Consider the following 22,750-nt stretch of genomic DNA (forward strand, 5'->3'; position numbering starts at 1 on the left):
TCAGCCTATTGTGCAGAAGCCTGCAGAAACGCCCGTTTGGATTTCCGACGATTTCTCCGAAAACGACCGAAATCTCGTACAAAACCTGTACAAAATTCGCACGTCTGTGCGGCTTTTGGAGCCATCCGATGAGCTGGCGCGTGGCGAATGCGTGTGCCGAGCGGAAGTTTGGGAGTGCGACGCGCAAGCAGATCATCATGTTTCTGGCAGATAAGGCGTCAGACGATGGCTCGGGCATCTGGTGTTCGAAGGGGACGATCCAGCGGCACACCGAGCTGGGCGAGACGACGGTCAAGCGGACGATCCGAGATTTCCTGAAGGAAGGCATACTGATCGAGACCGGCGCGCGGGGATGCAAGAACGGATTTACCGTCGTTTATCGGATCGACCTAGCGCGGATCGAGGCGCTGGAACTGACCGCAGAACCAGAGATCGAGACGGGGGCCACAGTGGACCCCGTCCAGACTGGACCCGGAACGGGGGCCACTGTGGCCGGGGTACCGGGGCCACCACGGCCCCCAAACCATCCTAAAACCATCCATAAACCTCCTACGCGCGAGCGCATGGCGGTGGAAGATGAAGAGGCTGAGAAGGTTTTGGCTGCTTATCCGCCCGACCGTATGCGCGGGAAGGCAGAGTGTGTCGGGCGGATCAGGGACATCCTGGATGCCGGAACTGAGGCCGAGGACCTGTTGCAGGCCGTGAAGGCCTATGCGGCGGAGAGCGCAGGCTTCACCCGTTCGAAGGTCTGTTTCTCTGACAACTGGTTCAAGTCGGGGCGGTGGCGTGCCTACGTCGAGGACATCGCCAAGAACCGCGAAGCGGCGAAGGCTAAGAAAGCCGAGATGCTTGCAGGCTTGGCAAATTGGGTCACGGACAAGCACCCTCTTTGCCGCCACATCACACCCGGTCAGATCGATGCACTCCTGGCGGCAGAGCTGGTGACAGGAGACCAAATCCAGGCCGCAGGCCTCAGATCATGAGCGGCACCGATCCCACCGAAGCGCAAACAGCAAGGCGACCCATGTCATACGGCTGCGCCGATGACACGGGACCTTGCGAGGGGTGGCAAGCCTCCCCTTCGAACCCCACCGGCGCGGGCAAAGCCCCCGCCAAAGAGCCGCTGACCGAGACCTTCGTCTTCCGTTGCACCGCGTCCGAGAAGGCCCAGTTGCGCGCCAAAGCCGACGTCGCTGGCTTGCCTGCGTCGACGCTTCTGCGCGAGGCGCTTGGCCTTACCGAAGCCCGCCGCCGCAAACCCGTCCCGCGCGTCGACCCGGCGCTGGTGCTCGCGGTTGGGCGCATCGGCGGCAACCTCAACCAGATCGCCCGCTGGCTGAACCACGCCATGAAGGTCGGACGCACAGACCTCGACACGTTGACCGTCGCGCGTCGCCTTGTGGTGATCGAACGCCAGCTTGCCGCGCTCCTCGATGAGGCGCGGCGGTGCTGATCAAGTTCTTCCCCAACGGCAAAGGCGCGGGGGCGGGGCCGGTTGGCTATCTCGTGGCCGAGCGCGTGCTGGCCTATGACGGCAACCGCGACTTGATCCGCGATGCTGACGGCCAGCCTATCGCCGTCACCCGCGACCCACTGCCGGAAGTACTGCGCGGCAACCCCGACCGCACCGAAGCCCTGATCGACGCCAGCCGTCACCAGTGGACCTACCGCGCGGGCGTGATCAGCTTTGCCGACTCTGACGCTCCGACCGAGAACCAGCAGGCGGAGGTCATGGACCAGTTCGAGCGGCTGGCCTTCGCGGGGCTGGACCCCGAGCAATATGAGGTGCTCTGGGTCCGCCATCGCCACGAAGGCCGGGTCGAGCTTCACTTCTGCACCCCGCGCCTGGAGCTGACGACCGGAAAGAGCCTCAACATCGCGTCTCCCGGCTATCAGGACGCCTATGACAGCCTGCGGGACGTGATGAATCAGCGCCACGGCTGGGCCGACCCGATGGATGTCGAGCGCGCGCAGGAGGTGCGCGAGACCGTCGAGGCCCCGACCCGCGCCCAAGGCCGAGACGAGTTGCACGCCTGGATACAGGACCAAATCGATATGGGCCTGATCACTGATCGCAAGACTATGGTCGAGGCGCTGACCGACGCAGGCTTCGACCTGCCGCGCGCGGGCAAAGCCTACATCACCGCCCGCGACCCGGACACCGGCGAACGCTGGCGGCTGAAAGGAGAGATTTTCCATGAAGACTGGCAAGCCGACCCGGCTGAGCGAGAAGTTGAACGCGGAGCTCGACACGATCAGGGCCGAACACGTCGCCTCGATCTCATCCCAGCTCAAGAGCTTCAGGATCGATTTGAAGAACATTGTGGGCGCCGCGCAGCATACCATCACGAGCGATACGCGCCGCTTTCAGACCGAGACAGCGAGCATGTTCGAGACGCGGCTGAGATCGATCCGCCTTTGGCTGACGATCTCGCCCTGGCTGATCGCGGCGATGGTGCTGACGGGGATCGCCTCGATGATGGCCGCGAGCTTTTTCTGGACAGGGCATCTGACGCGGTCGGAACTGACAGAACTGGGCCTGACACGGATCGAGCGGCCCGAGGGGACCTGGTTGATCCTGGACCCATCGAAGACACGGCTCAGGACCTGCACGATGGGCGGGCAACACGTGACCTGCATTCGGATCGAGGAGGATTAGATGACTCAACTGACAGCCTTGGAACGCGACTTGCTCGCCTGCGTCGAGCGGTTGGTGACGGCCTCAGAAGCCTCCGCGAAGGATTTGACCGCCTTAGAGACACGCTCGACCGGCAGGATCGAGAAGGAGCTAGCTGGCTTGAAGGACTGCGTGACCTTGCTCATTCGTTCACAAGCCGCATCCATGAAGGCCTTGAACGGATTGCTGAACGACGAAGCGAACTACAAGACGCTGAACGAGAGCTTGCAGGAGAGCTTGACCTTAGCGAAGGCCGCCGCCGAGAGATTGAGGGAGAGCTAGACAGCCAGGAGGCCCATGCGGAGAGGGGTTTGAGGCATTGAATATGACCGAGTTCCCAGAAATTAGCGGTCTTCAGCTTTGCCGTCGGACAACTGCACTGTCTCTACTTAGCTTGAAAATTCGTTCGATAGTCCCAATGTCAAATTATGAGCACGGGATAAAATATTGGTAAGTTTAATGGATCAAAACCATACGTTTGATGAAGAGCCTGAGCTCATTTTGGACCAAGACATCCGAGTAAGCCAAGCCGTTGATCCCCATTTGGCCTCAATCACCTTGAGACCCAAGACTAACAATCCGACTGACGGTTACAATTTGGGCCTGTCCGCTACTTTTGGAAAAGAACGTTTGCATCTAAGAGTTGGGCGGGAAGCGATAGACTTTCGAATCGAGATTTTCCAAGCTGAAATCAAGCTCGACTTGGCAAATTCGACCTTTGATCCATTGTTCGAGAGAGAGCAAAGCGTAATCCAGATTGGTGCTCATCTGCATAACCTCCCTGAGTCTGGGAACCAACGTAGAGCGCGCTTCAATGCAGACACAGGAGAACTGATTGAAGCGGTAGTCGGCGCAAGGGTAAACCTCGAGCTGGAAACAAGTTCCAACCGCAATGAACCGGATTCTTGGTACGAGGTATCGTTCCTGTCCGACCATGTTGTGAAACTAAGATCATGTGGTGCTAAACCGATTGCTCTCAATGGGCTACTGTTGGACGAATTCGTTGGGTGGAACATAATACCTAGAGATGACCGAGACTCAGGTGTTTTGGGAAGGATCAGGGTAAGAGAAGATTGGATTCAGCTCTCCGACCCGCGTCCACTCGGCAGAACTGGCAAGATTTGGGCAAGTGTCGCTCGGCTTCTGTCAGGAGGCGGTCGTGAAGAAGAACAGAGGCGAAAAGCGTTTCACATACTCTTGACGCATCTGGTTGGTATCGGCCTTCAAGAAGCAAGTAACACGCGCGATGCTACGCTTGCTTGCGATACGGTTGTTGTTCGGCATCTTAGCGAAGAGTTTCGTAGGGCTGAGTCCGAAGGAGTCACTCCTAGTATCAATCTAAACGGGACCACTCTGCAGCGTTTCTTGCGTTCTAATCCAGGAAGTGAAAGAGCCTTGCTGAGGGGAGCCGGTGTTCCGGAACATCGACTCTCGGAATTGAACGACTCGGACGATCAGGGACAAAGCTTTGGGCGCGACGAGATCGAAGAACAAATACCTGAGCTCGCATTTCTGGAAGCCTATCTTTCGCGGATCAACAAAAAGAAGCTCAGATCAACTTTCAAAAGAGACGAGGCCTTAGATGTTCTTCAACTCTTGGTTCTTGAGGGATTCTGGAGTGATAATTTTAGATCTAGCGCCAAGCGTACAGAACTCCGAGAAATCGGCTTGATTAATCGGCCAGCCGCAGCGAAAGACCTGATATCGAAGCATTCCGATCAAAAGGATCGTATGATCAAGAACAGGATTGGCGGCCAATTGACTGGATTTGGGGATATGCTTTTTATTGCGTTTCCGAAAAGTAGTGCCATGAAAATCCACAAGGCAACTGCCATCGAGATGGTAGACGAAATTATCTCAAAAACCTATGATTAAGCTCTTGTAAGCAAAAAAGAGATTTCGCCCATGGCCGCTTGGAGTGTTAAGCGGCCACCAAAGGCTCTATGCTAGATACGTCAATCTCTCTCGCCGCCAGCGCCATGTCGTAGTTCGTCTGCAAGTTCACCCAGTAGGCGGGTGTCGTGTTGAACACGCGAGCAAGGCGCAGAGCCGTGTCAGGTGTGATCCCGGTCGTACCCTTGATCAACCGCTCGATCCGCGTCCGAGGCACGCCCAGACGCCGCGCAAACGCGATGGCCCCCATCTCCAAGGGATCGAGGTAAAGCTCTTTCAGGACTTCACCGGGGTGCATCGGGTCTTCAAGCAAGCTCATCAGCGTATCCTCTCAATGGTAGTCCACAATCTCGACATCGGCGGGACCGTTCGGCGTCCAGACAAAGCAAATGCGCCATTGCCCGTTGATCCGCACAGAGTGTTGCCCAGCCCGATCCCCTTTCAGTTCTTCCAGGTGGTTGCCGGGCGGGAACCGTAAATCCTCGACAACAACCGCAGCATCCAACGCCGACAGCATCGCCCGCGTACGCTTCACCAAGTCACCCGGGAAGCCTTTGCCATACTTGCCTTTCACGGCATTAGCAGCGAGTTTGCCCTTGGTGCTTTGGATCATGCTTGTCGTGTATCACAACTAGATACATGTGTCAACTTGTGATACGCCATTGCGGTGCCTCAACCAACCGAAACGCGCACTCATTCGGCGTCGATACCTATCTCAAGGAAGTTTTGCTTTGACTGAAGCCAAGCTTCGATCCGTTCGGCCGTATTAGCGGTGTCTTTAACGTTTCTCAGACCGCACTCCCACACGATGGCAACTCTCCAACCCATCTCAGCCAACTGGTTCTGATTTCTGCTGTCCCTCGCGACATTTGCGTCGAACTTCTGCCTCCAGAACTCGGTGCGTGTCTTTGGCGACTTCGAGAAGCGGCAGTTGTTATGGCGATGCCAAAAACACCCATGAACAAAAACTACTGCGTTGAACTTTGGAAACACGATGTCTGGTTTCCCTGGCAAACGGGCAGTGTGCAACCGAAAGCGAAGCCCTTTGGCATGAAGAGCCCTGCGCAAGGCCGTTTCAGGCTTGGTGTCCTTGCCACGAATTCCGCGCATCATCCGCGAGCGGGTTTGTTTGTCTACGATGTCTGCCATGCCCTTGCTTGCCATACCGAGCAAAACCTGGAAAGAGGGAGCCAAGGAGCCACGATTTGCCAAAGCCAGTTGAAATCATCGATCTGTTCTCAGGGCCTGGCGGCCTCGGCGAGGGTTTTTCGTCTTGCCTTAACCCGGATGGCTCAGTTGCTTACAAGATTTCGGTATCAATCGAAAAAGACAGCGCCGCTCATCGAACACTCAGATTGCGTGCCTTTTTGCGTCAATTCGGTGTGTTGCCGCAGGAATACTATCAGTGGATTGCGGGGAAGACCGAGGAGCCAAATTGGAGCGATCTGTACCCCGAAAAATGGGCTGCGGCCGATCGTGAGGCTGTTTGCGCGGAGCTAGGACAAACCGAGACTGCTCGGCTCCTGTCAGATCGAATTTCTGAAGCGAAACAACGATCTGGAGATCGAACGCTGTTGATAGGTGGTCCACCTTGTCAGGCCTATTCCTTGGCCGGGAGATCAAGGAACGCGGGAAATCGAGCTTACAAGCCCAAAGACGACGACAGACACTTCCTCTACCGCGAATATTGTCGTGTTTTGAATGAGTTAAACCCAGCTGTCTTTGTGATGGAGAACGTGAAGGGAATGTTGTCGTCTTCCGTCGAAGGGATCGCGATTTTCCAACAAGTTATGTCGGACCTTGAGAACGCAGGAGACGGCTACCACCTGATTTCACTTTCCGTGCCTCACGAAAAAGACGAACGACCTGAGCCGAAGGATTTTGTAATTCGCGCCGAGGATTACGGAGTTCCGCAGGCAAGGCATCGAGTGATCATTGTCGGGATCAGGTCGGATGTTCCCTTCAAGCACGTCCCCACGCTTTCGCTTAGAAACAAGGCAGCTTTTGTAAGCGATATCCTGGTTGGCCTACCAACGTTGCGCAGTGGTTTGAGTCGGAGCGATGACCAATTCGCATGGTACGATGCGGTCGTTGATGGGATCGAGACCCTGCAGACTCTTGCTGCAAGTTACCCGGGTCAGAATCATTCGCGATTTCTCGCAGAAGTCGATCGTGTCGAGGAAAAGCTTCTCGCGATCTCGCATAAGGGACGAAAAAAATCGTCGCGCGGGAAGCTTTCGAACAAGCTTTCTGCAGAACTGGCGGAATTCATAGATGATCCTGAGCTCGTTGGCCTTTCAGGCCACGAGACACGCGGGCACATGCGGTCAGACCTTGCACGGTACCTCTACGCAGCCTGCTTTGCCAAAGCCGAAGGTACCAGCCCTCGCGCACATCAATTCCCTGATGTCCTAGCCCCAAATCACCGGAACTGGAAGACCGGAAAGTTCAACGACCGATTTCGTGTCCAGGTCGGCAATGGCCCGGCGACAACAGTCACTAGCCATATCTCTAAAGATGGCCACTACTTCATTCATCCTGATCCAACACAGTGTCGCAGCTTGACTGTACGTGAGGCAGCACGTCTACAGACCTTCCCCGACAATTATCATTTCATGGGAAATCGCACCGAACAGTTCGTCCAAGTTGGAAACGCTGTACCGCCATTCCTTGCCCATCAAATCGCGAACGTTCTCCTACCTGTGTTTGAGACCGTGTGACCGACATCGTTGCAGGCCGCTTTCCGGGATAGCATTACCGTATCTCCAAGCTGTAGCTGGACGAGGAACGGCTTACGGTTTTGACGTACGCGTGGCCGTAGTAGTCGGAAACAACCTTCTCTAGTCTTCTGCGGAAGTCTTGGGGCATTCGCTCACCGATCAAAATGCCATTCAATGCCGTTCGTGGGTATTTGTGAAATATAGGCTCGACGCCGCTTTTTTCTGCTCGAACCAATAGACGCCGTTCAGCTTCGTATTCCCACTCTAGGGGCTTTGTCGCATATATCTTTTGAAGGGTCTCGGTCATGGTCAAGTGCTTTTCGCCCAACGTTTTTTTGTTGTCTGCCACTTGATTATTGTCATGGCCACGACTCTCTTGCTCTTCCAATTCTTCTAGTACGTATTCGAAAAGTCCACTCGCGACTGCGTAGACAAAAGCGTCGGCGCATGGCGGGCTTTTTTGGTATGCAACATTCACGGCAAACGTACTCGTTGAGCTGGCTTTGAGGAGTTCAGTGTCGTCGAACACTAGGCACAATCCGCGCAGTCCGTCGCCATAGTGAGACCACATCAGCAAGTTATCCGGTGACGAGCCGAAACAGGCTATCCGCTTCAGGTCACGGATTTCCTGAAATGCCGGTTGTTCTTCTGCAACCGACTGGAAATATTCGAGCAGGTATTCATCGTCGTCGGCCATGAAGTCCGCGCCCCAAGCATTTTTCGCAGCAGCAAAGCGGTCAGGTTCCAACTGTGCGTCCGGGATTCCCCCAATAATCTGGGTCCAGAATTCAAATGGATCGTTGTAGGCGCTGTAGTGCTGGCAAAAGATGACGCCTCGCTCCAAGTTTTGTAGCGCATAATCGGTCGGTCCACTGAACTTGTAGAGCTTTCTCGAAGCGTCAGACTGCATCATGGGCCACTTCTGTTGCGAACCCTTCTTCCCGAATTTTCGCCAGAGCCGCCATCGCGATGGCGCACTGCTTGTCCGAAGGCATCTTGTTCGGGATGGCAGCACATGTCTCCAGTACCCCGACTTCTCTCGGCGAAAGCAAACCGCGTTCCCGCGCCCAGTTGCGCGCCTCTATCCAGAACGCCGCGCCTAGCCTGTGCACTTCGAGTTCCGCCTCTACACTGTCTTCGACAGCCTTGTCCGCCCGTGCCTCACGAGCACGATCATTGGCAAGTTCCTCAGAGATCAATACGCGGTCAAGGCCGTCAGGATAGCTCAGGGACCGTTCTTCCAGCCACTTCCAGCAAGCCTGCTTCTTGGCCCATTCGCTGAAGTTCCGCACACCTTCCGGGGGATTTGTAATCACGTCCTGGGCTTCAGCAGCGGCTACCAAAAGCGCCGATTTCAGATCGGGTGAAACATCCTGATACCGCCAGACTGCGTCGAGGTCGACCTGCATTTCCCGCTCGCGCGCGTCGTGAACAAGCTTGGCAATGGCATAGGTCACGATGTTGGCGCGGTATCCACCTTCATACCATTCCGCACCTGAGACCAGCTTTTCGGTTGCCCGGAATATGATGGTTTTTGCGATCATGCGCCTGAACCAGAGCTCATCGAACGTCGCTCCTTCGGAACCCCATCGCTTGCCTATGTGCTTGGCGAACTCGGCAAAGTTCTTTTGCGCACCCAAGCTCACGATATGTGGCAAGCAGGCCCAGGTGTTCTCAAATTTCGCGAGATCAGTTTTCGTCAGAAACTGAGAGCGCGGGAACTCGGAGTCGAATTTCTTGCGCTCTGCAACGGTTCTTCGGCCACGCTCGTCGGCGTACTGGCCTCTCGCGCGTTCGTAGAACCATTTGGTGTCGCGGTAGCCATCTTCGCCGCGCGCAAGAACCTTTCGAGACAACTCTTCGGTTCGAATGTGAAAGGGGTGGTTTGCGAAGAAGTCCGCCGCGTTCACCTTATTCTGGCTGTTGGCGTACTCGGAAATTCGCGGAACAACCAGTTCAGACTGCTCTTTAGGCACGATGGTGAGCTTCATTTGAACAAACACTTGTTCGAGCTGCTCGGCGGAGGCCTTTCGGGCGGCATGCAAGGACGCTGTTGTCTGGCCACCATTGACGATTTGCAGGTTGTCTGCGCGGGTCAGCTGAAGGCCGTGATCTGCTTTTTCTACGTCAATCGCATCCGCAGTCGCACTGAGGCCGTTATTGTATGAGAAAAACATATGCGGCTCGTCGCGGATGGTGTCCCGAATGCCCCGGTTCACCTTGCCTCTGGCCTGGAGAAAACTCCTGACGTTGGCTTCCAAAAGGCGAGGGCCCCACTTGTCATAAATTGCGGCAAGTTGATTGCCCGGAATTATGGCGAGGTAGCTTTCCAACGAAGCATCACTTCCGGACGCGGGCAACAGCGGGATACCCCCTCCGAAATCCTTTTGAAAATCAATCAGCAGATTTGCCCGCGCTTGCCCCTGTTCAACGTATTGCCTGAGGCGCTTCAAGTCCCAGACGCTCAGGGTTACGGGCCTTCCGTCGAGGTCTTTTACGTTCGCTGCGTCCGCCCGCGCGCGAAAGTCCGCGTTGGTTACAATGATCAGCTTGATTTTCTCCACGTCCTTCCACGTGGTTGCGATCAAGTCAGCAACACCGAAACCGGCGCTGGTTTCCTCCAGTTGATCGCGAAAACTGGACTTCAGACTGGAAACAACGAACCTGTACAAACGCTGCAATAGTCGCTGGATTTGATCCTTGTTTTGTACACGAACGTCATCACCGATTACGAAATCGCATAGCACGAGGCTGAGCACTCCATCGGCGTCTCTGGGATCACCCCCGTACCCGTCGATACGCATGGGGTTACTCGCCCCGCCACCTTCAAAATAGGCGCGATTTGCCCCATCCAGTTCACCGGCTTCGGTGAGCAGCTCGCCAACCTTTTCAAAAAAAGCTTCTACAGTAACGAGACCAAGAACGTCTGCGTCGCCTTGGATGTCAGCAATGAGTTCATGATGAAACTCTTCAAGATCACTCATGCCGGAGACCTTCCCGGATCAGGTCAACCAAAGCGTCTTCGAGTTTATACGGTTCGCACGAATCCAGAGCTATTGCATAGCGGACGTTCTCCACGCCTTGAGTAAGAGGCACGGAAATTCGAGGAAAACCATCTATCACTTCGTAGTCGGTTACTACGCCAAGCAGCCACCTTCGGTCATCATAGTCGTTTTCAGGATCGTATCCCGTCGAGTAGAGAGCCTCTTCCCAAGCCTCGAAAGCTGCGCCGTCATCTTCAAACATTTCTGACGTCATGCGTATATGATCATGTAGGCTTTGACCTTCAGGCAAGACGGCCGACGCAACGTTTGCTACACGCAAGAACAATCGGCTACCTTCTACGTCTGCCAATTGGTCTTCTGAGGAAATCGCAACGAAAGGCTTCGCGGCCACCCGCCTTGCCTTGACCTCAACGCAGCTTCCGATCAATTCGAAATCCTTCGCCGAGCCGGTCGGGCCTGTCCAAGCCTCGATTGCAGTTTCTGGTCCAAACGCTGATACAAGCTCTCGAAGGAACGCCAACTCGCCAACTAGACCTCTCTGTTCTTCGACGGACAATCCGTTGGCCTTGCCACCGCGCAGGAGGTGATACCAGCGTCTCGTGCGTTGAATTGCTCTAGAGAGAGCTTCATCTCGTTCAGCACCGGCTTCCCCGGCCTCGACCACGTCCCGGCAAAGGGTCTCGAAGATCTCGACCTGACTTTTTTCCTTGAGGCCTAGAACGAATGCTGACCCGCCTGAAATCGGTCGGAAGGAGGCAACAAGGTTCTTCAATTTCGGTAAACGTGGCAGTGGCTGCGGCAGACTGGGCAGCCTCATCATCAGGCCAGGCATGCCTGCTTCCAACATCACCCAGAAGAAATCAAAACGGCCTGCCACATCGACCCGCTTTGCCTCGTCCGGACCAAGTCTTTCCCAAGGATCATGAAGCTTCAAGTGCTGCCTCCTGATCATCGTCTTCGTCATCCTCGCCGAAGAGTTCCTGATAACGTACAGTGTTCACCACGTACTCGACCCTCTCGGCGGGGCGTGACGAAACGGGAAGGCTTATACCCCATGCCACAACAGGGTCAGCGGGTATGAGTTCCACTTCTCTCTTCCCTTTTGTTCTTTCGATTGGAAGAGGCTTGACCAGCATCAGCATTAATAGCGGGCGTTCTCGTGCGGACCGATAGATAGAACCGGGATAACTTGGTCTATTTCCGCTAATGTTAGGGCGTGATCGGTATTCTTCTTCGACCGCCGAAATCGTTTCATCATCCAACCCTGCCTTTTCAAAGCTTGCATCGGCCACACGCATTCGTTTCCCGCCAAATGGAATGAACCCTTCCGTTAGCTTCATAGGGTCAACTGATCGGGTAATTGGTTTAATTGATCGACCCAGAGTATGAACATCATCACCGGACTTCTTTCCGGTGATCAGTACATCCCAAATCGGCAGCTCATCATCTCGTCTTGTTCGAATATATTGACGAATGGGACCCGGGTCGGATGCAATGCTCTGTTCCGCATTTCTCCAACCAGCCAAGAACCTATCCACGATTTCGACAGGAACACCCATAACGCAGGTGCCTGCTGATACCGTCCGCTCTTCAAATCCTCCGGAGTTCAACTCTTGAACCAATCGTTTCGCGGTATCAGTGTTGCTCCTAAGGTCATCTGAGCGAATGCTCACTCTCGATGTCTCCACAAATTTGTTCGAAAGCCCTACCAGAGTAGTAACCTTTTTGCCCGATCCCATCTTATTCCGTGCGGTCACTAGAAGTGACGCGGGGTGACTTCTTACGGCCAACCCAAACATACGAGGCGTTGCCTTGGCTTTCTCCATGGTTCGCAACTCCTCGTGCAATTCTTCGGCGGCGTTCGCAATGAACGCGTACCAATCAATTGCTTCAGTAGGCATCCAGATACGGCAGAGATCCTCGTAGTTCCGCTTCGGCCCTTCTCCAGCTCCTCGATAGCCGAACCATCGCCCCATCTGCATGAGCGTATCGTACATCATCGTGTTGCGCAGGAACCAGGTTACGGTCAGGCCCTCAAGCGTCAGCCCACGTGACAACGAGAACCCACCGACAGCAACAACGGTCTGCCCCCTTTCTCCCGAATTCGAATAGTCCAAATCATTGGCCCGGCTGTTTACCTCTACTATTTTGGCGGAAGCGATGGCATCAAGCAGTTCGGACTGAATCGAGGGCCAATCGAATTCGGTTTCGGAGTATTCCTCCTGCCAGACGCCATGGAGCGCGGCAATCTCCGGATCACTCAATGCGGCAGTGCCCCGACTCGCATTGATGCGAACCGAATTCTGGATCCGCTCTAGCGCTTCGTGAAGGCGATTTCGAAGGCGGCCCTGAACGGCGGTGAAGCGGCTCGCATTGACTAGCATCGAGCAATGTGCGGCCCCCTGCCCACGCATGTTCCTGATGGTTCTAGCCAGCAGGAAAGCTCGTAGCGCTTGGGTTAACGACGACGGTAGTGCATCGAGCTCATGATCTATCTTGTGCTTGATCGGCAGAATGTCCTCGTTGTCCGTGATGTAACGAAGCCAGATTGGCTCGCCTTCCTCTGGCAGGCCATCCACGAAGATTTTGTTCGGTCCGAAATAGTTGGTGGGCGCGTCAAGGCCGATGATGAAATCCCTCGGAAAGAGGTCTTCTTCATGCATCTCGTCGTCCTGATCGGGATCAATGAAGATATTGGCGAACGGGGTCGCCGTGTACCCCACATAGCAACTCCGGTGGAACATCTTCAGCAAGTCACGAATCTGACCATTGATCGTTGTGACTAGATTTTTGCCATATTTCGTATTGATCGACGCGTTGTCAGCCTCGTCATCGATCAATAGCATTGGCTGGTCGATCATCTCTTGATCGCCACGGGCGTTATTGTCCTTCAACCAGTCGAGCAGGTTAGAGAGAGTGCGGTAATTCTTCTTGATCACCAGTACGACCGGCTCGCGATAATCCCCAATCTCACTGCTGTCGCTGTCGGCTCTAGCTTTGTTGAAGTCGTGAATGCGTGTGGTCAGCGGTACAGGTCTTTTGCTCGGATCAAATTCTCCGGCTCCAAGTACATATTTTCTCCCACCTACAGTTCGTCCCCATTGCTTTCCTGAATCAACGCCTATCAAGCTTTCATCGATGCGTTCTTGAGTCTGGTTCCGGAGGTTGTTGTGAATTCCCGCGACTACGATGATCAGCTTATAGCCAGCGTCTGCCGCTTTGCAGATCAGACCAGAGTAATTAGCGGTTTTTCCGCTCTGGACGTGGCCTACGACCATCCCCCTTCGGTCCCATTGTTTTTCGAGGCGAGGGTTCCCGAGGCGGCTCAGTATTGTATCCGTGACTTGGTCCGTGGATGTGATGACGTCTCTGGGTAAATTCTTCTTGAATAGGAGTTTTCGATAACGATCCCAGTAGAATGGTTTGATTGATGGCTTTGCGTCATCCAGCCACGGTTCGAAATCAGGGTCATCGTCTTCAACAATAGAGACCAAACCTGCCTTGATCCCTTGCTTGTGCTCGATTTCTCGCGCAATTAGCTCGATCTCCGCGTCTCTTAGACTTGGCGCAATCGCAGCTGCGACCCCGCGGACCATCGTCCGCAACTCTTCTTCTGTCTTCCGAGGCTGATTGAACAGGCCCATCTCGACCATGTTCATCACCGTTTCAATGTCTTCACTCATGAACTTCGTGTCCTCAGAAAATCTTCCAGAATTGGGGCGGCAGTTTCCCACCGAGCTCGTAGGAAAGGGTTGCTTTGCATGGTGTCTGATAGAGTATCTGAAGGCACACCGCTTTCCATCAGAGTAACCGCGAGGGAGTAGACCAGCTCTTCGAGGTCATTTGCCGATGTTTCGTCGGCCGCGACCGCTTCCGCATTCCCCACAAGTTCAGCATGCAGGGTCTCGATGGGCAGGCCAGAACCGACGATGCGCAAGCAACGCTCGAAACCCTCCAAAAGTTCGTCTGGCAACTGCTCTGCGTAAGTTCGAAAAACAGGGTGTTCCAGATTAGGTCGGAAAACGATCTGTCCGTCCTTCTGCACCCGGCTCCAAATCGGGAACCGAGTCTCATCTACCAGCTTTTGCCCTCGGCTCCGATACGTTCGCTTGGATGTACCGACGAACCTTTCAACCACTTTCTTCAGTCGCTCACGTACTAAGGGCGGCAGTTGAGCCGAAGCCTTTTTGACGTCGATCTTCCATTCCGCGTCCATCGTGTTCGGGATATCGACAGCGATACGGCAAAGCTTGGTGAGCTCGGTCTGACGTGCGAGACCCAGCCATCCGCCCGAGATGATAAGACGCTTCTCCCTATAAACGTAGAGCCCCTGCGACTTCAGATGCCCTTCAGGACCACCGATTTCTTCCCACTCTTCGCGGCTCATGCGTTTGTGATGCGGCAGGGTGTGGCATCTGATCAGGACGTCGCCCTGTCGAAGCCGTAGAAGCTCTTCAGGGTCTTTTTGAGTTGCAACATGCGATGAGGCCATTGGGTCAATCGGCTTCAAACGCCGACCATTCAGGCGCAATGTTAAGCTGGGATTGGTTCCTTCAATAAATCGATGAAAGACCAAACATAAATGCCTTTCCGCTTGAGACAGTTCGGAATTTATGTGTTCGGCTCGCTTGACAAGGTCATGGGTGTAGCCGCCGTTCAAACGATCCAGATTTTCCCAAATTACGACAGTTCCTGTTTCAGGCAACAACTCCCGCCCAAGCAGTGAAGAAGTGTCGTCGATTAACTCCAAACTCCAGTCGTTTCTCTTCGAAATCCTATCAAGGTTCCATCGAGCGCAAGCGATTGAACCGTTTTTTCGTGTCAGAACGGTGAGGCTTCGGCACTGTGAAAAGCTTGCGCTCTTAAGTCCTAGGCCAAAACGACCCAAATCCTCTGCGCTTCGCTCATGTGTCGGATTCTTGGAGCCCAAACGCATGGCCTCAATGAGTTCAACTTCCGTCATCCCAATGCCATCATCAGCTATTGCGATCCATGGTTTGTCAGAAGCGGTATCAGCAGTGAGGCTGACGTCCTTTGCTTTGGCGGTGATTGCATTGTCTACGATATCGGCCAAAGCCGTCTCGAGACTGTATCCGAAATCTCTATGTCCTTCGATTAGGGAGGCGGCATAAGGGGATGCATCGACCTTCCGAATTGAACAACTCATTGGCACGACAACAATTTAACAATCCAAATTCAACAATATTTCAAGCCAGTTGATACTTCTTGCGCTCATTCTTCAAGCAAGTTTCTAAGGTTTTTCGTTGTAAGGAATAATGTCATTGCAGAGACTAGAACGAACGGAACGAGTAACCCGGAGATCGCAACCGCAGTTACAGCAAATCCAGAGAGTAGATTGAAAGGTTGGATTTGTTCGCCGATCGCGAGACCGATAAAGCCGCTCAAGTAAATCGAGCTGCAGATCAAGAGAAAAATAAGAAGTGGTTCCAGTGGTTTCTCAAACTTTCTAAACGCGTGCTCCAAGGCAGCCCTGCGGATCAGTTTCCATTTCTTGCTTGGTTCTTGCATTTGCTTACTCCCTTACGAGTTCGATCCAAGTGTGAACGTCATCATCCGTTACTTCCCGCCCCTCGACTTGCGACTGGTACCAGCGCGCGACGATGGCACCACGTTTTTCGCTCCTAATCTTGATACCAGCACCTTCTAGGTACTGATCGAGCGAGGTCTCGATCCTCTTCAGTGCATCAAAATCGTGACCGGCACGGATCGACTGCGTGCCAAGCAGCAACCAAGCAACGTCGACCTCATATCGTCTGTGCATCTTGATCAGTGCTTCGATTGGGATGCCGCGCTTACCCTTCTCATAGCTGTGATAAGCCCGATGCGAGACGCCGATTGCCTCTGCCATCGCGGCCTGCGAAACGCCTATTTCGCTGCGTGAGATGGCCAGGCGCGCACCTACTTCCGCGAACATATCAACATCTTCTTGCGCCATTCCGACTTCCCAATTGACGAAAGCGCAATTTTGTATAAACATCGCACAAAATGACGCAAATTTCCGTTTGAGTCCATCTGAGCACGTCAGAAGGTACCAAACAAGCGCTTCCATGCGTACGCACGATTCAACTCATATGGACAAGGATGATTGAAATGGCAGAGACCGACAAATCCGACAGCTCGCAAATCCTCGGGCTTGGGAAAAAGCCATCCGAATGGGTAGAGCTGATGGCAGATATGGGCATCGACATTTCAGAACGAACGCTTCGCGAACGGGCCAACGAAACAGGGGCGTTCTACCGCCTTGGGCGGACCATGCTGATCACACCCGCGCAGATCGACAAGATTTTTGAAGGAGGCCAGGCATGCCGCTCCAAATCTACAAGAGGGGTCGCTTCTACTGGGCTAAGGGCTGGGTCGAGTACAACGGCAGGCCAATCGCAGGCCCATACCGGCGAAGCACTAAGGCATCTACAGAAGCGGGCGCACGGGACTGGATAAACCGGGAGACTGAACTCCAGATACGCCGCTATGTTGTTGGCGACGAGCCGAGCAAGACGTTCTCCGATGCGATCATGCTCTACAACGCCTCCCCCAAGACAGCGAAGCAATTGATCCCGATTGTCGAAGAAATCGGTGACATGCCCTTAGGAGCGATATCTGGTGCGCTCCTGAAGGGCCTTGGCCCTAAGCTGAAACCCAAGGCTTCGACCGATACCTGGTGGCGCGAGATCGTCACACCAGCGAGTGCGGTCATCAACAACGCGCATGAGCTGGAAGGCACGCCTCTGATCCGGGTCAAGCCGTATGACAAGTTCGAGCGCATTGCCCAGGACAAGCGGCGAGGGAAGATCAGCCGCGTGGAACGCAAGCCCGCCGACAAGGAATGGATCGAGGCCTTCTGTCAAGCGGCTGACCCGTACAACGCCGCTTTGGTCCGCTTCATGTTCGAAACGGCGGCGCGGATCGATCAGGCTGTCTCGATTGAGCCCGACGATCTGCGGCCCGCCGAGAACAAGGTCAGGGTGAAGGCGCAGAAAGGGCACCCGGAAAGCTGGATCACTGTCTCGCCTCAGATGATGGACGAGCTCCTAGCATTGCCACCAAAGCGCCCCAAGAACCGCAAAACCGGCAAGTTCATGAAGCCGCGTGTGTTCGGCTATGGCAGCTCCACAGGTTACAACACGCGCTGGAAGACGATTTGCAAGAGTGCAGGCATCCCATACCTCTCAGCGCACCCAGCAGGACGGCACGGGTTCTTCACTGAATTGGTTGTCAGACAGGGCGTTGATCCGGTCACCGCAGCCAAGGCTGGGCGCTGGTCCGACCCCAATTTGCCGATGCGCATCTATGCCCATGCAGAGACGGATGAGGCCGATGTCAGGGCTCGTTTTCGTACAAACCACGTACAGGCGGACACCGTACAAACAACCAACAACAAGAAATCACAGAAGGAATAGCGCTATGAACGGTTCCCTCCTAAGGGGCAGGTTGCAGGTTCGAATCCTGCCGGGGTCGCCAAAAGGTTTGCGATGAGCTTATTCAACTCAACTTCCAATCCTCATGAGCCAGAGTCGGCGAAATAGCAGGATCAGTGGTCAAATCAGGCGCTTGGCTTCTTCGATCCGGCGGCGCACCTCATCGAGTCCAGCGGGTTCCTGCAAGCGGGCGTGCAGGGCGTCTTCCTCGGCGGCGGGATCAAAATTGAGTTCACGCGACTTGCTTTGTGCGGTGGTGGCGTTGTGCGCCGTCCCGACGCCCGCTTTCTCAAGCGCCTGACGGGCATTTCCGGCGTCCGCGAGGCCAAGTGCAACGCAAGCCTCGACCAGCTTTTCCACATCGCTCAATTGCTTGGTCTGCATCGTAAAAATCGGCATCCCAAGTTCACTTGCAATCTCAGAATAAAGCTTTTGGCGAAGCTCAATTTCAAGGCAGTACCAATAGCAAAGCTGGTAGTCTGTCAGGCTCTCGGGCGCATCAACCTTCAGATATGGCCGATCAGTGGGTGCGATCAGATATCGATGCCCCGCGCCTGTCCGTCCCGGGACGGCGTGCTTTCGTTGATGAGAGAGCGCCGTGGTCCGTGTATCCCGCTGCAACATGACAAGCGCCGGGCGAAACCCTGCGGCGATGCACGGTTCAAAAAACCCTTTGCAAAACAGATGAGAGCTTTCGACCACGTGCGATCCCGCTCGGGACACAATTGACGGCGCTTGAAGATACCAGAAAAACCGCGCAGCGAGCACCGGGTCGTGCTGAACCCGGGCGAGGATAAAGCGGTGGTTCGGATTGGGCTCATGGCTGGCATGAGTGTCGGGCAAATGCCGGAAAAGGTGGTTCAGAGAATCCGTTCCAGTGCGCCCTGCGGTCACCGTCAGCACAACCCGTTTGGCGTTAAATTCATCGACGGTCTTTTGCAGCGACGCTTGTGATCCCAACGTCGCCTTTACGCGTGCCATCCCACGCAAATGCAGTGCGTTGTAGTGGAAAGCGATCGTACCGCGCACGGTATTGTATGTGGAGCCGCGATTTACGATGTGCATGAGATGTCTTTCGTCTGAATCATTGTGACGGTTGCTGCCCAAGTCGGGTCAGAACTGGTGCCAACCAGTCTTGGTCGCGGATGCCGAGGCCCATGTTGCGCGCACCGGCAAGAGTAAGGTGACCATAATCGAAGTAGATCGCATGGCCATCTGCTGTCAGCGCGGGGCAGGATTGGCCATCTTCACTGCAAAGCAGCGGCGTCTTGTCCAGATAGGGGACGGATGCGGCCTCTGCGATGCTTTGCAATGCTTTATTGGTCCGTTCCACTCTCGGGGTCCGCGCCTGAGCCAGCCGCGCGGCAACATCCACTGTGTCCAACGCATCCTGACGGGCAAGACGACGCAACAACATTGGTGCGTCAGGGGCATATTCCACCGTATTTCCGCCAATGGCGACGGTCTTGCCCATCGCCTCCAGGCCCGAGATGAAGACCGGCAGATAGGCTGGGAAAGTATCCTCCAACACCCATCTTTTGGTCAGCAGCACGGCATCGGCCTGCTCCAATAGCGGACCAGCGCGGCGGACAAGATTGTCAAAGCAGTCCTGCGCTGTGGTCGGCTCAAAGCGGGCGCCGATCCGGTCCGTACAGCCCCCTCCCATCGTGACACGACGCACTGAAATAGAGGCTCCGCCTTCTGTCAGGTAAAGCGCGTTGAACAGATCCTTGGCATGGGAGTCTCCCACAAGCAGTAGTTTGACAGACCCATCCTCGGGAAAGCTTGCCAAGTCATCAGCCAATTCCGGGTTTTCAAGCACCGTGCTCCATGTCAGGGCGCGTTCTGCCTCGGTATCGATCAACGCATCCGTGTAGACGATTGCCGCCAACCGCGAATATCCTCTTTGATATTCCAAGAGCCCCAAGGCACCAAAAGCAGCAACCATTGCGGCCGCAGAGCCAGTGATGGCAATGAACGGCCGGAGCGACATGCCTTTCCGAAATGGCTGTTCCACAAAGCGCCAGCTGAGCCAAGCCAACAGCAGCGCCAACACCGACAGCGGCAAAAAGATCAAGTCACCGGGATGCAGGTCAAAGCGGATGCGCGCCATTGCAAAAAGCGGTTGATGCCAAAGGTAGGCCGAATAGCTGATCAGCCCGATCCCAATTGCCAATGGATTTGCGAGCACCCTTCCTGCGAGACCCGCAGGCGAGGCAAACAGGATCACAAGGACTGTGCCAAGAACGGGAACCAGCGCATAAAGCGACGGGAAAGGCGTATTGGCATCATAGACAAAGATAGGCCCAAGGGTCAGCAACAGCCCCAGCAGTGCTAAGATCGGCACCTCCCGACGAGTGCCGTGCACGTGGGCATATGCGCAAAGCGCCCCGGCCAGCAGTTCCCATGCACGAAAGGGCAGAAGGTAGAAAACTGCGACGGGACGTTCGCGGACCATGGTTTCCGTCAGGACAAGGCTGGCGGCAGCCAGCGCCACCAGAAAGGCCACGCTGCCACGGATGCCGATAAAACGCATGATCAGCCAAAGAAGCGGCGGGAAGAACAGATAATACTGCTCTTCGATCGCAAGGCTCCATGTATGGAGCATAGGCTTCAGTTCGGCGGCAACGTCGAAATAGCTGCTTTGCTGCCAGAACAGGATGTTCGAGACAAAGCCAAGCACGGCCAGCAAACTGGCCGAAAAATCTGCGTAAAGCGGCGCTGTCATCCACGCCCATGCAAAGGGCAGCGTCACGAGCATCACCAGAAGCAAGGCTGGCAGAATGCGCCGCGCGCGCCGCTCGTAGAAGCGCCAGATCGAAAAGTCATCCGCCGCAATGTCGCGCAGCAGGATGCAGGTGATGAGATAGCCGGAGATCACGAAAAACACGTCGACGCCGACATATCCTCCACCAAAGTACTCATAGCCTGCGTGAAACAGGATCACAGGCACCACGGCCACACTGCGCAGGCCGTCAATCTCGGGGCGATATGCGGTTTTGCTCATTGCGCCTCCAGCGTCCGCAATGCCGCGTCGCCAAATTGCGCGGCACCGAACGGACTGAGATGTCCATAGTCAACAAGCAATGGTTGCCCGTCCAGCATCGGAGAGCAGATGCCACCCGTCAGGCTGCAGAACACGGCATTCGTGTTCAAGATTTGCACGTTATCGGGCAGAGCAACTCCAGCCATGGCGCTGTCAAAGCGGTCCAGCAAAGTATCTTTGGGGTGCATGTTGGCGGCCATTTCTGCATCGCGCGTATAGACGGTCGCAAAGTTTGGAAACTCTGGCATTGCCGTCAACAGAAGGATTTGCTCGCCCCGGTTCGACCAGAAATCGACGACGTCTTGCAGGTACCTGGTCGTTAGCTCATCACCCTGGAAGCGGTTCACAAGCACGACAAAGTCGTGCGGCTGCTCCAATGCCTTGTCGACAAAAGTGTTCAGCAGGGCATCGCAATAAGCCATTTGGCTGCCTGGCAACAACGGGCAGCCAGCCCCACCCAACCGCGTGACTGGTGCTCCTGCCAAGCGCAAAGCCAGCGCACGGTCCGCAGCATGGCTGTCACCATAGACTGCAAAGCTGGGAAAGCCCGTAGCGGCATCTACATCGGCGAAACAGGCCCAGTTGGCCACAAAGTCTTCGATGTTCTTGTACTTCCCGCGTTGATTGAATTGGCACTCACCGGACCCAATCATCGCGCGGCGCTCCGAAGCGAGGGCTGATATGTCTGCCTGCCTTTGCAGAACATCATCGCCAAAACGTTGGGGCATCCCTTTGGTCAAAATCCCCGGCACACCTGCAACGATCATCACACCAAGCGCGAGCCCGCTGAGTGCGAACAGCGCCTTGCGCTGGGGCAATATCGGAGAAGAGCCGCGGAACGGCTGTTCGACATATCGCCAACTGGCCCACGCCAGTGCCAAGGTGAACAGGCACAACGCCACCATTAACTCGACAGAGGGTTCTCCCCCGGAGCGTAGCCTTGCAAAAGCAAAGAGTGGCTGGTGCCAGAGATACGCACTGTAGCTGATCAAACCGATCCAGATCATGGGACGCTGCGTGAGCAGTCGATACGCTATCGTTCCCGGACCGGCACATAAAATGATCAGCACAGTTCCCAGCACTGGCGGAACGGCATACACGCCCGGAAATGGTGTCGCGCTATCGTAAAGCGCTATCGGCACCAAAATCCCGACCAAACCCAAAGCGGACAGGACCGAGTTTGACCACACCCCATGCCGCGCAGAGATAAACGCGGCGAGCGATCCCGCCAGCAGTTCCCAAGCGCGCGACATAGGAAGATAAAAGTTTGCTGAAGCATCCTTCGGGCCGATCCATTGCGCCCACGCAAAGCTGATCGATGACAGCAGGACGACCAACCAAAAAACAGGCCGTCTTCCAAAGCGCCAGACGAGCAGCAAAAAGATTGGAAAAACAACGTAATATTGCTCTTCGACCGCCAGGCTCCAGGTGTGCAAGAGCGGCTTTTCTTCAGCAGCAGGAGCAAAATAATCGCTCTCCAGCCAGAACAAGAAATTTGAGGCAAAAAGCGCGACAGCAATGACGCTCTGGGAGAAGTCGACCAGTTGAAACGGCAACATCCAAGCCCATGCAAATGGCACACAGGCGGCGACGACGACAAAAAGAGCCGGCAAGATCCGGCGTGCCCGCCGCTCATAAAACGTCAAAAGGCTGAAGCGGCCCTGTTCAAGGTCTCTGATAAGGATCGAGGTAATCAGATAGCCTGAGATCACGAAGAAAACGTCGACGCCGACATAGCCCCCCGAAAAAAACGAGAAGCCCGCGTGGAACAGGATCACCGGCAAGACTGCGATGCAGCGCAGGCCGTCGATTTCTGGGCGGTAAAGCCGAGGAGCGCTCATATGTCAGCCTCTGCAGGTGAGCCAGAGGCAGACTGGGCGATCAAGTCTGCATTGTGAGGGGCCAAGGAAGCCCCTGATGGATCGGTGAAGCAAGTCGCGTCTTTGATCCGTTGGGGTGCATTGCACTGTTCG

General features: G+C 55.1%; 19 protein-coding genes. 6 read left to right on the forward strand and 13 right to left on the reverse strand.

Going from position 1 to position 22,750, the window contains the following annotated elements:
• The first annotated feature begins 128 nt into the window (after positions 1–128).
• The 4 genes from FE702_RS10295 to FE702_RS10310 all read left to right on the forward strand — a co-directional run bounded on the left by FE702_RS10295 (position 129) and on the right by FE702_RS10310 (position 4,552).
• Positions 129–983, forward strand: a complete 855-nt coding sequence (locus FE702_RS10295; protein ID WP_147126219.1) for a hypothetical protein — start codon at positions 129–131, stop codon at positions 981–983.
• Complete coding sequence (locus tag FE702_RS10300; protein WP_255449661.1) at positions 980–1,453, forward strand: plasmid mobilization protein; 474 nt, start codon at positions 980–982, stop codon at positions 1,451–1,453. Before FE702_RS10295 ends, FE702_RS10300 begins: the two co-directional genes overlap by 4 nt.
• Positions 1,447–3,000 (forward strand): relaxase/mobilization nuclease domain-containing protein, encoded by a 1,554-nt coding sequence (locus tag FE702_RS10305; protein ID WP_147126220.1) that lies wholly within the window; start codon positions 1,447–1,449, stop codon positions 2,998–3,000. The genes FE702_RS10300 and FE702_RS10305 overlap by 7 nt, the downstream gene beginning before the upstream one ends.
• A 136-nt stretch (positions 3,001–3,136) precedes the next feature.
• The gene (locus tag FE702_RS10310) at positions 3,137–4,552 is read left to right on the forward strand and encodes a hypothetical protein (RefSeq protein WP_147126221.1); all 1,416 of its coding nucleotides are present in this window, start codon (positions 3,137–3,139) and stop codon (positions 4,550–4,552) included.
• A 46-nt stretch (positions 4,553–4,598) separates the two neighbouring features.
• Here the strand turns inward: FE702_RS10310 and FE702_RS10315 are convergent, their stop codons facing one another.
• The 3 genes from FE702_RS10315 to FE702_RS10325 form a co-directional block, all read right to left on the reverse strand.
• Complete coding sequence (locus tag FE702_RS10315) at positions 4,599–4,889, reverse strand: HigA family addiction module antitoxin (RefSeq protein ID WP_147126222.1); 291 nt, start codon at positions 4,887–4,889, stop codon at positions 4,599–4,601.
• Between the two features lie 12 nt (positions 4,890–4,901).
• Entirely contained in the window at positions 4,902–5,183 is a 282-nt protein-coding gene (locus tag FE702_RS10320; RefSeq protein ID WP_072780005.1) for a type II toxin-antitoxin system RelE/ParE family toxin, read from the reverse strand.
• An 80-nt stretch (positions 5,184–5,263) separates the two neighbouring features.
• The gene (locus FE702_RS10325) at positions 5,264–5,719 is read right to left on the reverse strand and encodes a very short patch repair endonuclease (protein WP_147126223.1); all 456 of its coding nucleotides are present in this window, start codon (positions 5,717–5,719) and stop codon (positions 5,264–5,266) included.
• 56 nt (positions 5,720–5,775) lie between these two features.
• On the opposite strand from FE702_RS10325, the gene FE702_RS10330 reads away from it, so the two are divergent.
• Complete coding sequence (locus FE702_RS10330; protein ID WP_147126224.1) at positions 5,776–7,290, forward strand: DNA cytosine methyltransferase; 1,515 nt, start codon at positions 5,776–5,778, stop codon at positions 7,288–7,290.
• A 34-nt stretch (positions 7,291–7,324) separates the two neighbouring features.
• On the opposite strand, the gene FE702_RS10335 is transcribed toward FE702_RS10330, so the two are convergent.
• From FE702_RS10335 to FE702_RS10365, 7 genes are all read right to left on the reverse strand, one after another.
• Positions 7,325–8,203, reverse strand: coding sequence for a DUF2971 domain-containing protein (locus FE702_RS10335; protein WP_147126225.1), 879 nt, complete (start codon positions 8,201–8,203; stop codon positions 7,325–7,327).
• A complete protein-coding gene (locus FE702_RS10340) occupies positions 8,190–10,274 on the reverse strand; it encodes an AIPR family protein (RefSeq protein ID WP_147126226.1) in 2,085 nt (694 codons plus the stop codon). The genes FE702_RS10335 and FE702_RS10340 overlap by 14 nt, the downstream gene beginning before the upstream one ends.
• A complete protein-coding gene (locus FE702_RS10345; protein WP_222611809.1) occupies positions 10,267–11,229 on the reverse strand; it encodes a PD-(D/E)XK motif protein in 963 nt (320 codons plus the stop codon). The genes FE702_RS10340 and FE702_RS10345 overlap by 8 nt, the downstream gene beginning before the upstream one ends.
• On the reverse strand, positions 11,216–13,978 hold the full coding sequence (locus tag FE702_RS10350; protein WP_147126227.1) for a Z1 domain-containing protein: 2,763 nt from the start codon (positions 13,976–13,978) through the stop codon (positions 11,216–11,218). The genes FE702_RS10345 and FE702_RS10350 overlap by 14 nt, the downstream gene beginning before the upstream one ends.
• The gene (locus FE702_RS10355; protein WP_147126228.1) at positions 13,975–15,462 is read right to left on the reverse strand and encodes an ATP-binding protein; all 1,488 of its coding nucleotides are present in this window, start codon (positions 15,460–15,462) and stop codon (positions 13,975–13,977) included. The genes FE702_RS10350 and FE702_RS10355 overlap by 4 nt, the downstream gene beginning before the upstream one ends.
• A 65-nt stretch (positions 15,463–15,527) precedes the next feature.
• A complete protein-coding gene (locus FE702_RS10360; RefSeq protein ID WP_147126229.1) occupies positions 15,528–15,824 on the reverse strand; it encodes a hypothetical protein in 297 nt (98 codons plus the stop codon).
• A 4-nt stretch (positions 15,825–15,828) separates the two neighbouring features.
• Entirely contained in the window at positions 15,829–16,251 is a 423-nt protein-coding gene (locus FE702_RS10365; protein ID WP_147126230.1) for a helix-turn-helix domain-containing protein, read from the reverse strand.
• Positions 16,252–16,618: 367 nt separating this feature from the next.
• Here FE702_RS10365 and FE702_RS10370 point away from each other — a divergent pair, with 367 nt between their 5' ends.
• Positions 16,619–17,713, forward strand: a complete 1,095-nt coding sequence (locus FE702_RS10370; RefSeq protein ID WP_147126231.1) for a tyrosine-type recombinase/integrase — start codon at positions 16,619–16,621, stop codon at positions 17,711–17,713.
• A gap of 138 nt (positions 17,714–17,851) precedes the next feature.
• Here the strand turns inward: FE702_RS10370 and FE702_RS10375 are convergent, their stop codons facing one another.
• Genes FE702_RS10375 through FE702_RS10385 form a run of 3 tightly spaced genes read right to left on the reverse strand, consistent with a single transcriptional unit; the run spans position 17,852 to position 22,618 of the window.
• The gene (locus tag FE702_RS10375) at positions 17,852–18,796 is read right to left on the reverse strand and encodes a hypothetical protein (RefSeq protein WP_147126232.1); all 945 of its coding nucleotides are present in this window, start codon (positions 18,794–18,796) and stop codon (positions 17,852–17,854) included.
• 19 nt (positions 18,797–18,815) lie between these two features.
• Complete coding sequence (locus FE702_RS10380; protein ID WP_147126233.1) at positions 18,816–20,738, reverse strand: acyltransferase family protein; 1,923 nt, start codon at positions 20,736–20,738, stop codon at positions 18,816–18,818.
• Positions 20,735–22,618, reverse strand: a complete 1,884-nt coding sequence (locus tag FE702_RS10385) for an acyltransferase family protein (protein WP_147126234.1) — start codon at positions 22,616–22,618, stop codon at positions 20,735–20,737. The genes FE702_RS10380 and FE702_RS10385 overlap by 4 nt, the downstream gene beginning before the upstream one ends.
• Positions 22,619–22,750: the final 132 nt, after the last annotated feature.

The organism is Shimia ponticola (assembly GCF_007995215.1).
Classification (GTDB): domain Bacteria; phylum Pseudomonadota; class Alphaproteobacteria; order Rhodobacterales; family Rhodobacteraceae; genus Shimia_B; species Shimia_B ponticola.

Excerpts from the sequence above, each read along its gene's own strand:
- FE702_RS10365 (WP_147126230.1), bottom strand. The coding sequence starts at position 16,251 with ATGGCGCAAGAAGATGTTGATATGTTCGCGGAAGTAGGTGCGCGCCTG.
- FE702_RS10320 (WP_072780005.1), bottom strand. The coding sequence starts at position 5,183 with ATGATCCAAAGCACCAAGGGCAAACTCGCTGCTAATGCCGTGAAAGGC.
- FE702_RS10375 (WP_147126232.1), bottom strand. The coding sequence starts at position 18,796 with ATGCACATCGTAAATCGCGGCTCCACATACAATACCGTGCGCGGTACG.
- FE702_RS10385 (WP_147126234.1), bottom strand. The coding sequence starts at position 22,618 with ATGAGCGCTCCTCGGCTTTACCGCCCAGAAATCGACGGCCTGCGCTGC.
- FE702_RS10295 (WP_147126219.1), top strand. The coding sequence starts at position 129 with ATGAGCTGGCGCGTGGCGAATGCGTGTGCCGAGCGGAAGTTTGGGAGT.
- FE702_RS10315 (WP_147126222.1), bottom strand. The coding sequence starts at position 4,889 with ATGAGCTTGCTTGAAGACCCGATGCACCCCGGTGAAGTCCTGAAAGAG.
- FE702_RS10300 (WP_255449661.1), top strand. The coding sequence starts at position 980 with ATGAGCGGCACCGATCCCACCGAAGCGCAAACAGCAAGGCGACCCATG.
- FE702_RS10355 (WP_147126228.1), bottom strand. The coding sequence starts at position 15,462 with ATGAGTTGTTCAATTCGGAAGGTCGATGCATCCCCTTATGCCGCCTCC.
- FE702_RS10360 (WP_147126229.1), bottom strand. The coding sequence starts at position 15,824 with ATGCAAGAACCAAGCAAGAAATGGAAACTGATCCGCAGGGCTGCCTTG.
- FE702_RS10335 (WP_147126225.1), bottom strand. The coding sequence starts at position 8,203 with ATGATGCAGTCTGACGCTTCGAGAAAGCTCTACAAGTTCAGTGGACCG.
- FE702_RS10310 (WP_147126221.1), top strand. The coding sequence starts at position 3,137 with ATGGATCAAAACCATACGTTTGATGAAGAGCCTGAGCTCATTTTGGAC.
- FE702_RS10340 (WP_147126226.1), bottom strand. The coding sequence starts at position 10,274 with ATGAGTGATCTTGAAGAGTTTCATCATGAACTCATTGCTGACATCCAA.
- FE702_RS10380 (WP_147126233.1), bottom strand. The coding sequence starts at position 20,738 with ATGAGCAAAACCGCATATCGCCCCGAGATTGACGGCCTGCGCAGTGTG.
- FE702_RS10325 (WP_147126223.1), bottom strand. The coding sequence starts at position 5,719 with ATGGCAGACATCGTAGACAAACAAACCCGCTCGCGGATGATGCGCGGA.
- FE702_RS10350 (WP_147126227.1), bottom strand. The coding sequence starts at position 13,978 with ATGAGTGAAGACATTGAAACGGTGATGAACATGGTCGAGATGGGCCTG.
- FE702_RS10370 (WP_147126231.1), top strand. The coding sequence starts at position 16,619 with ATGCCGCTCCAAATCTACAAGAGGGGTCGCTTCTACTGGGCTAAGGGC.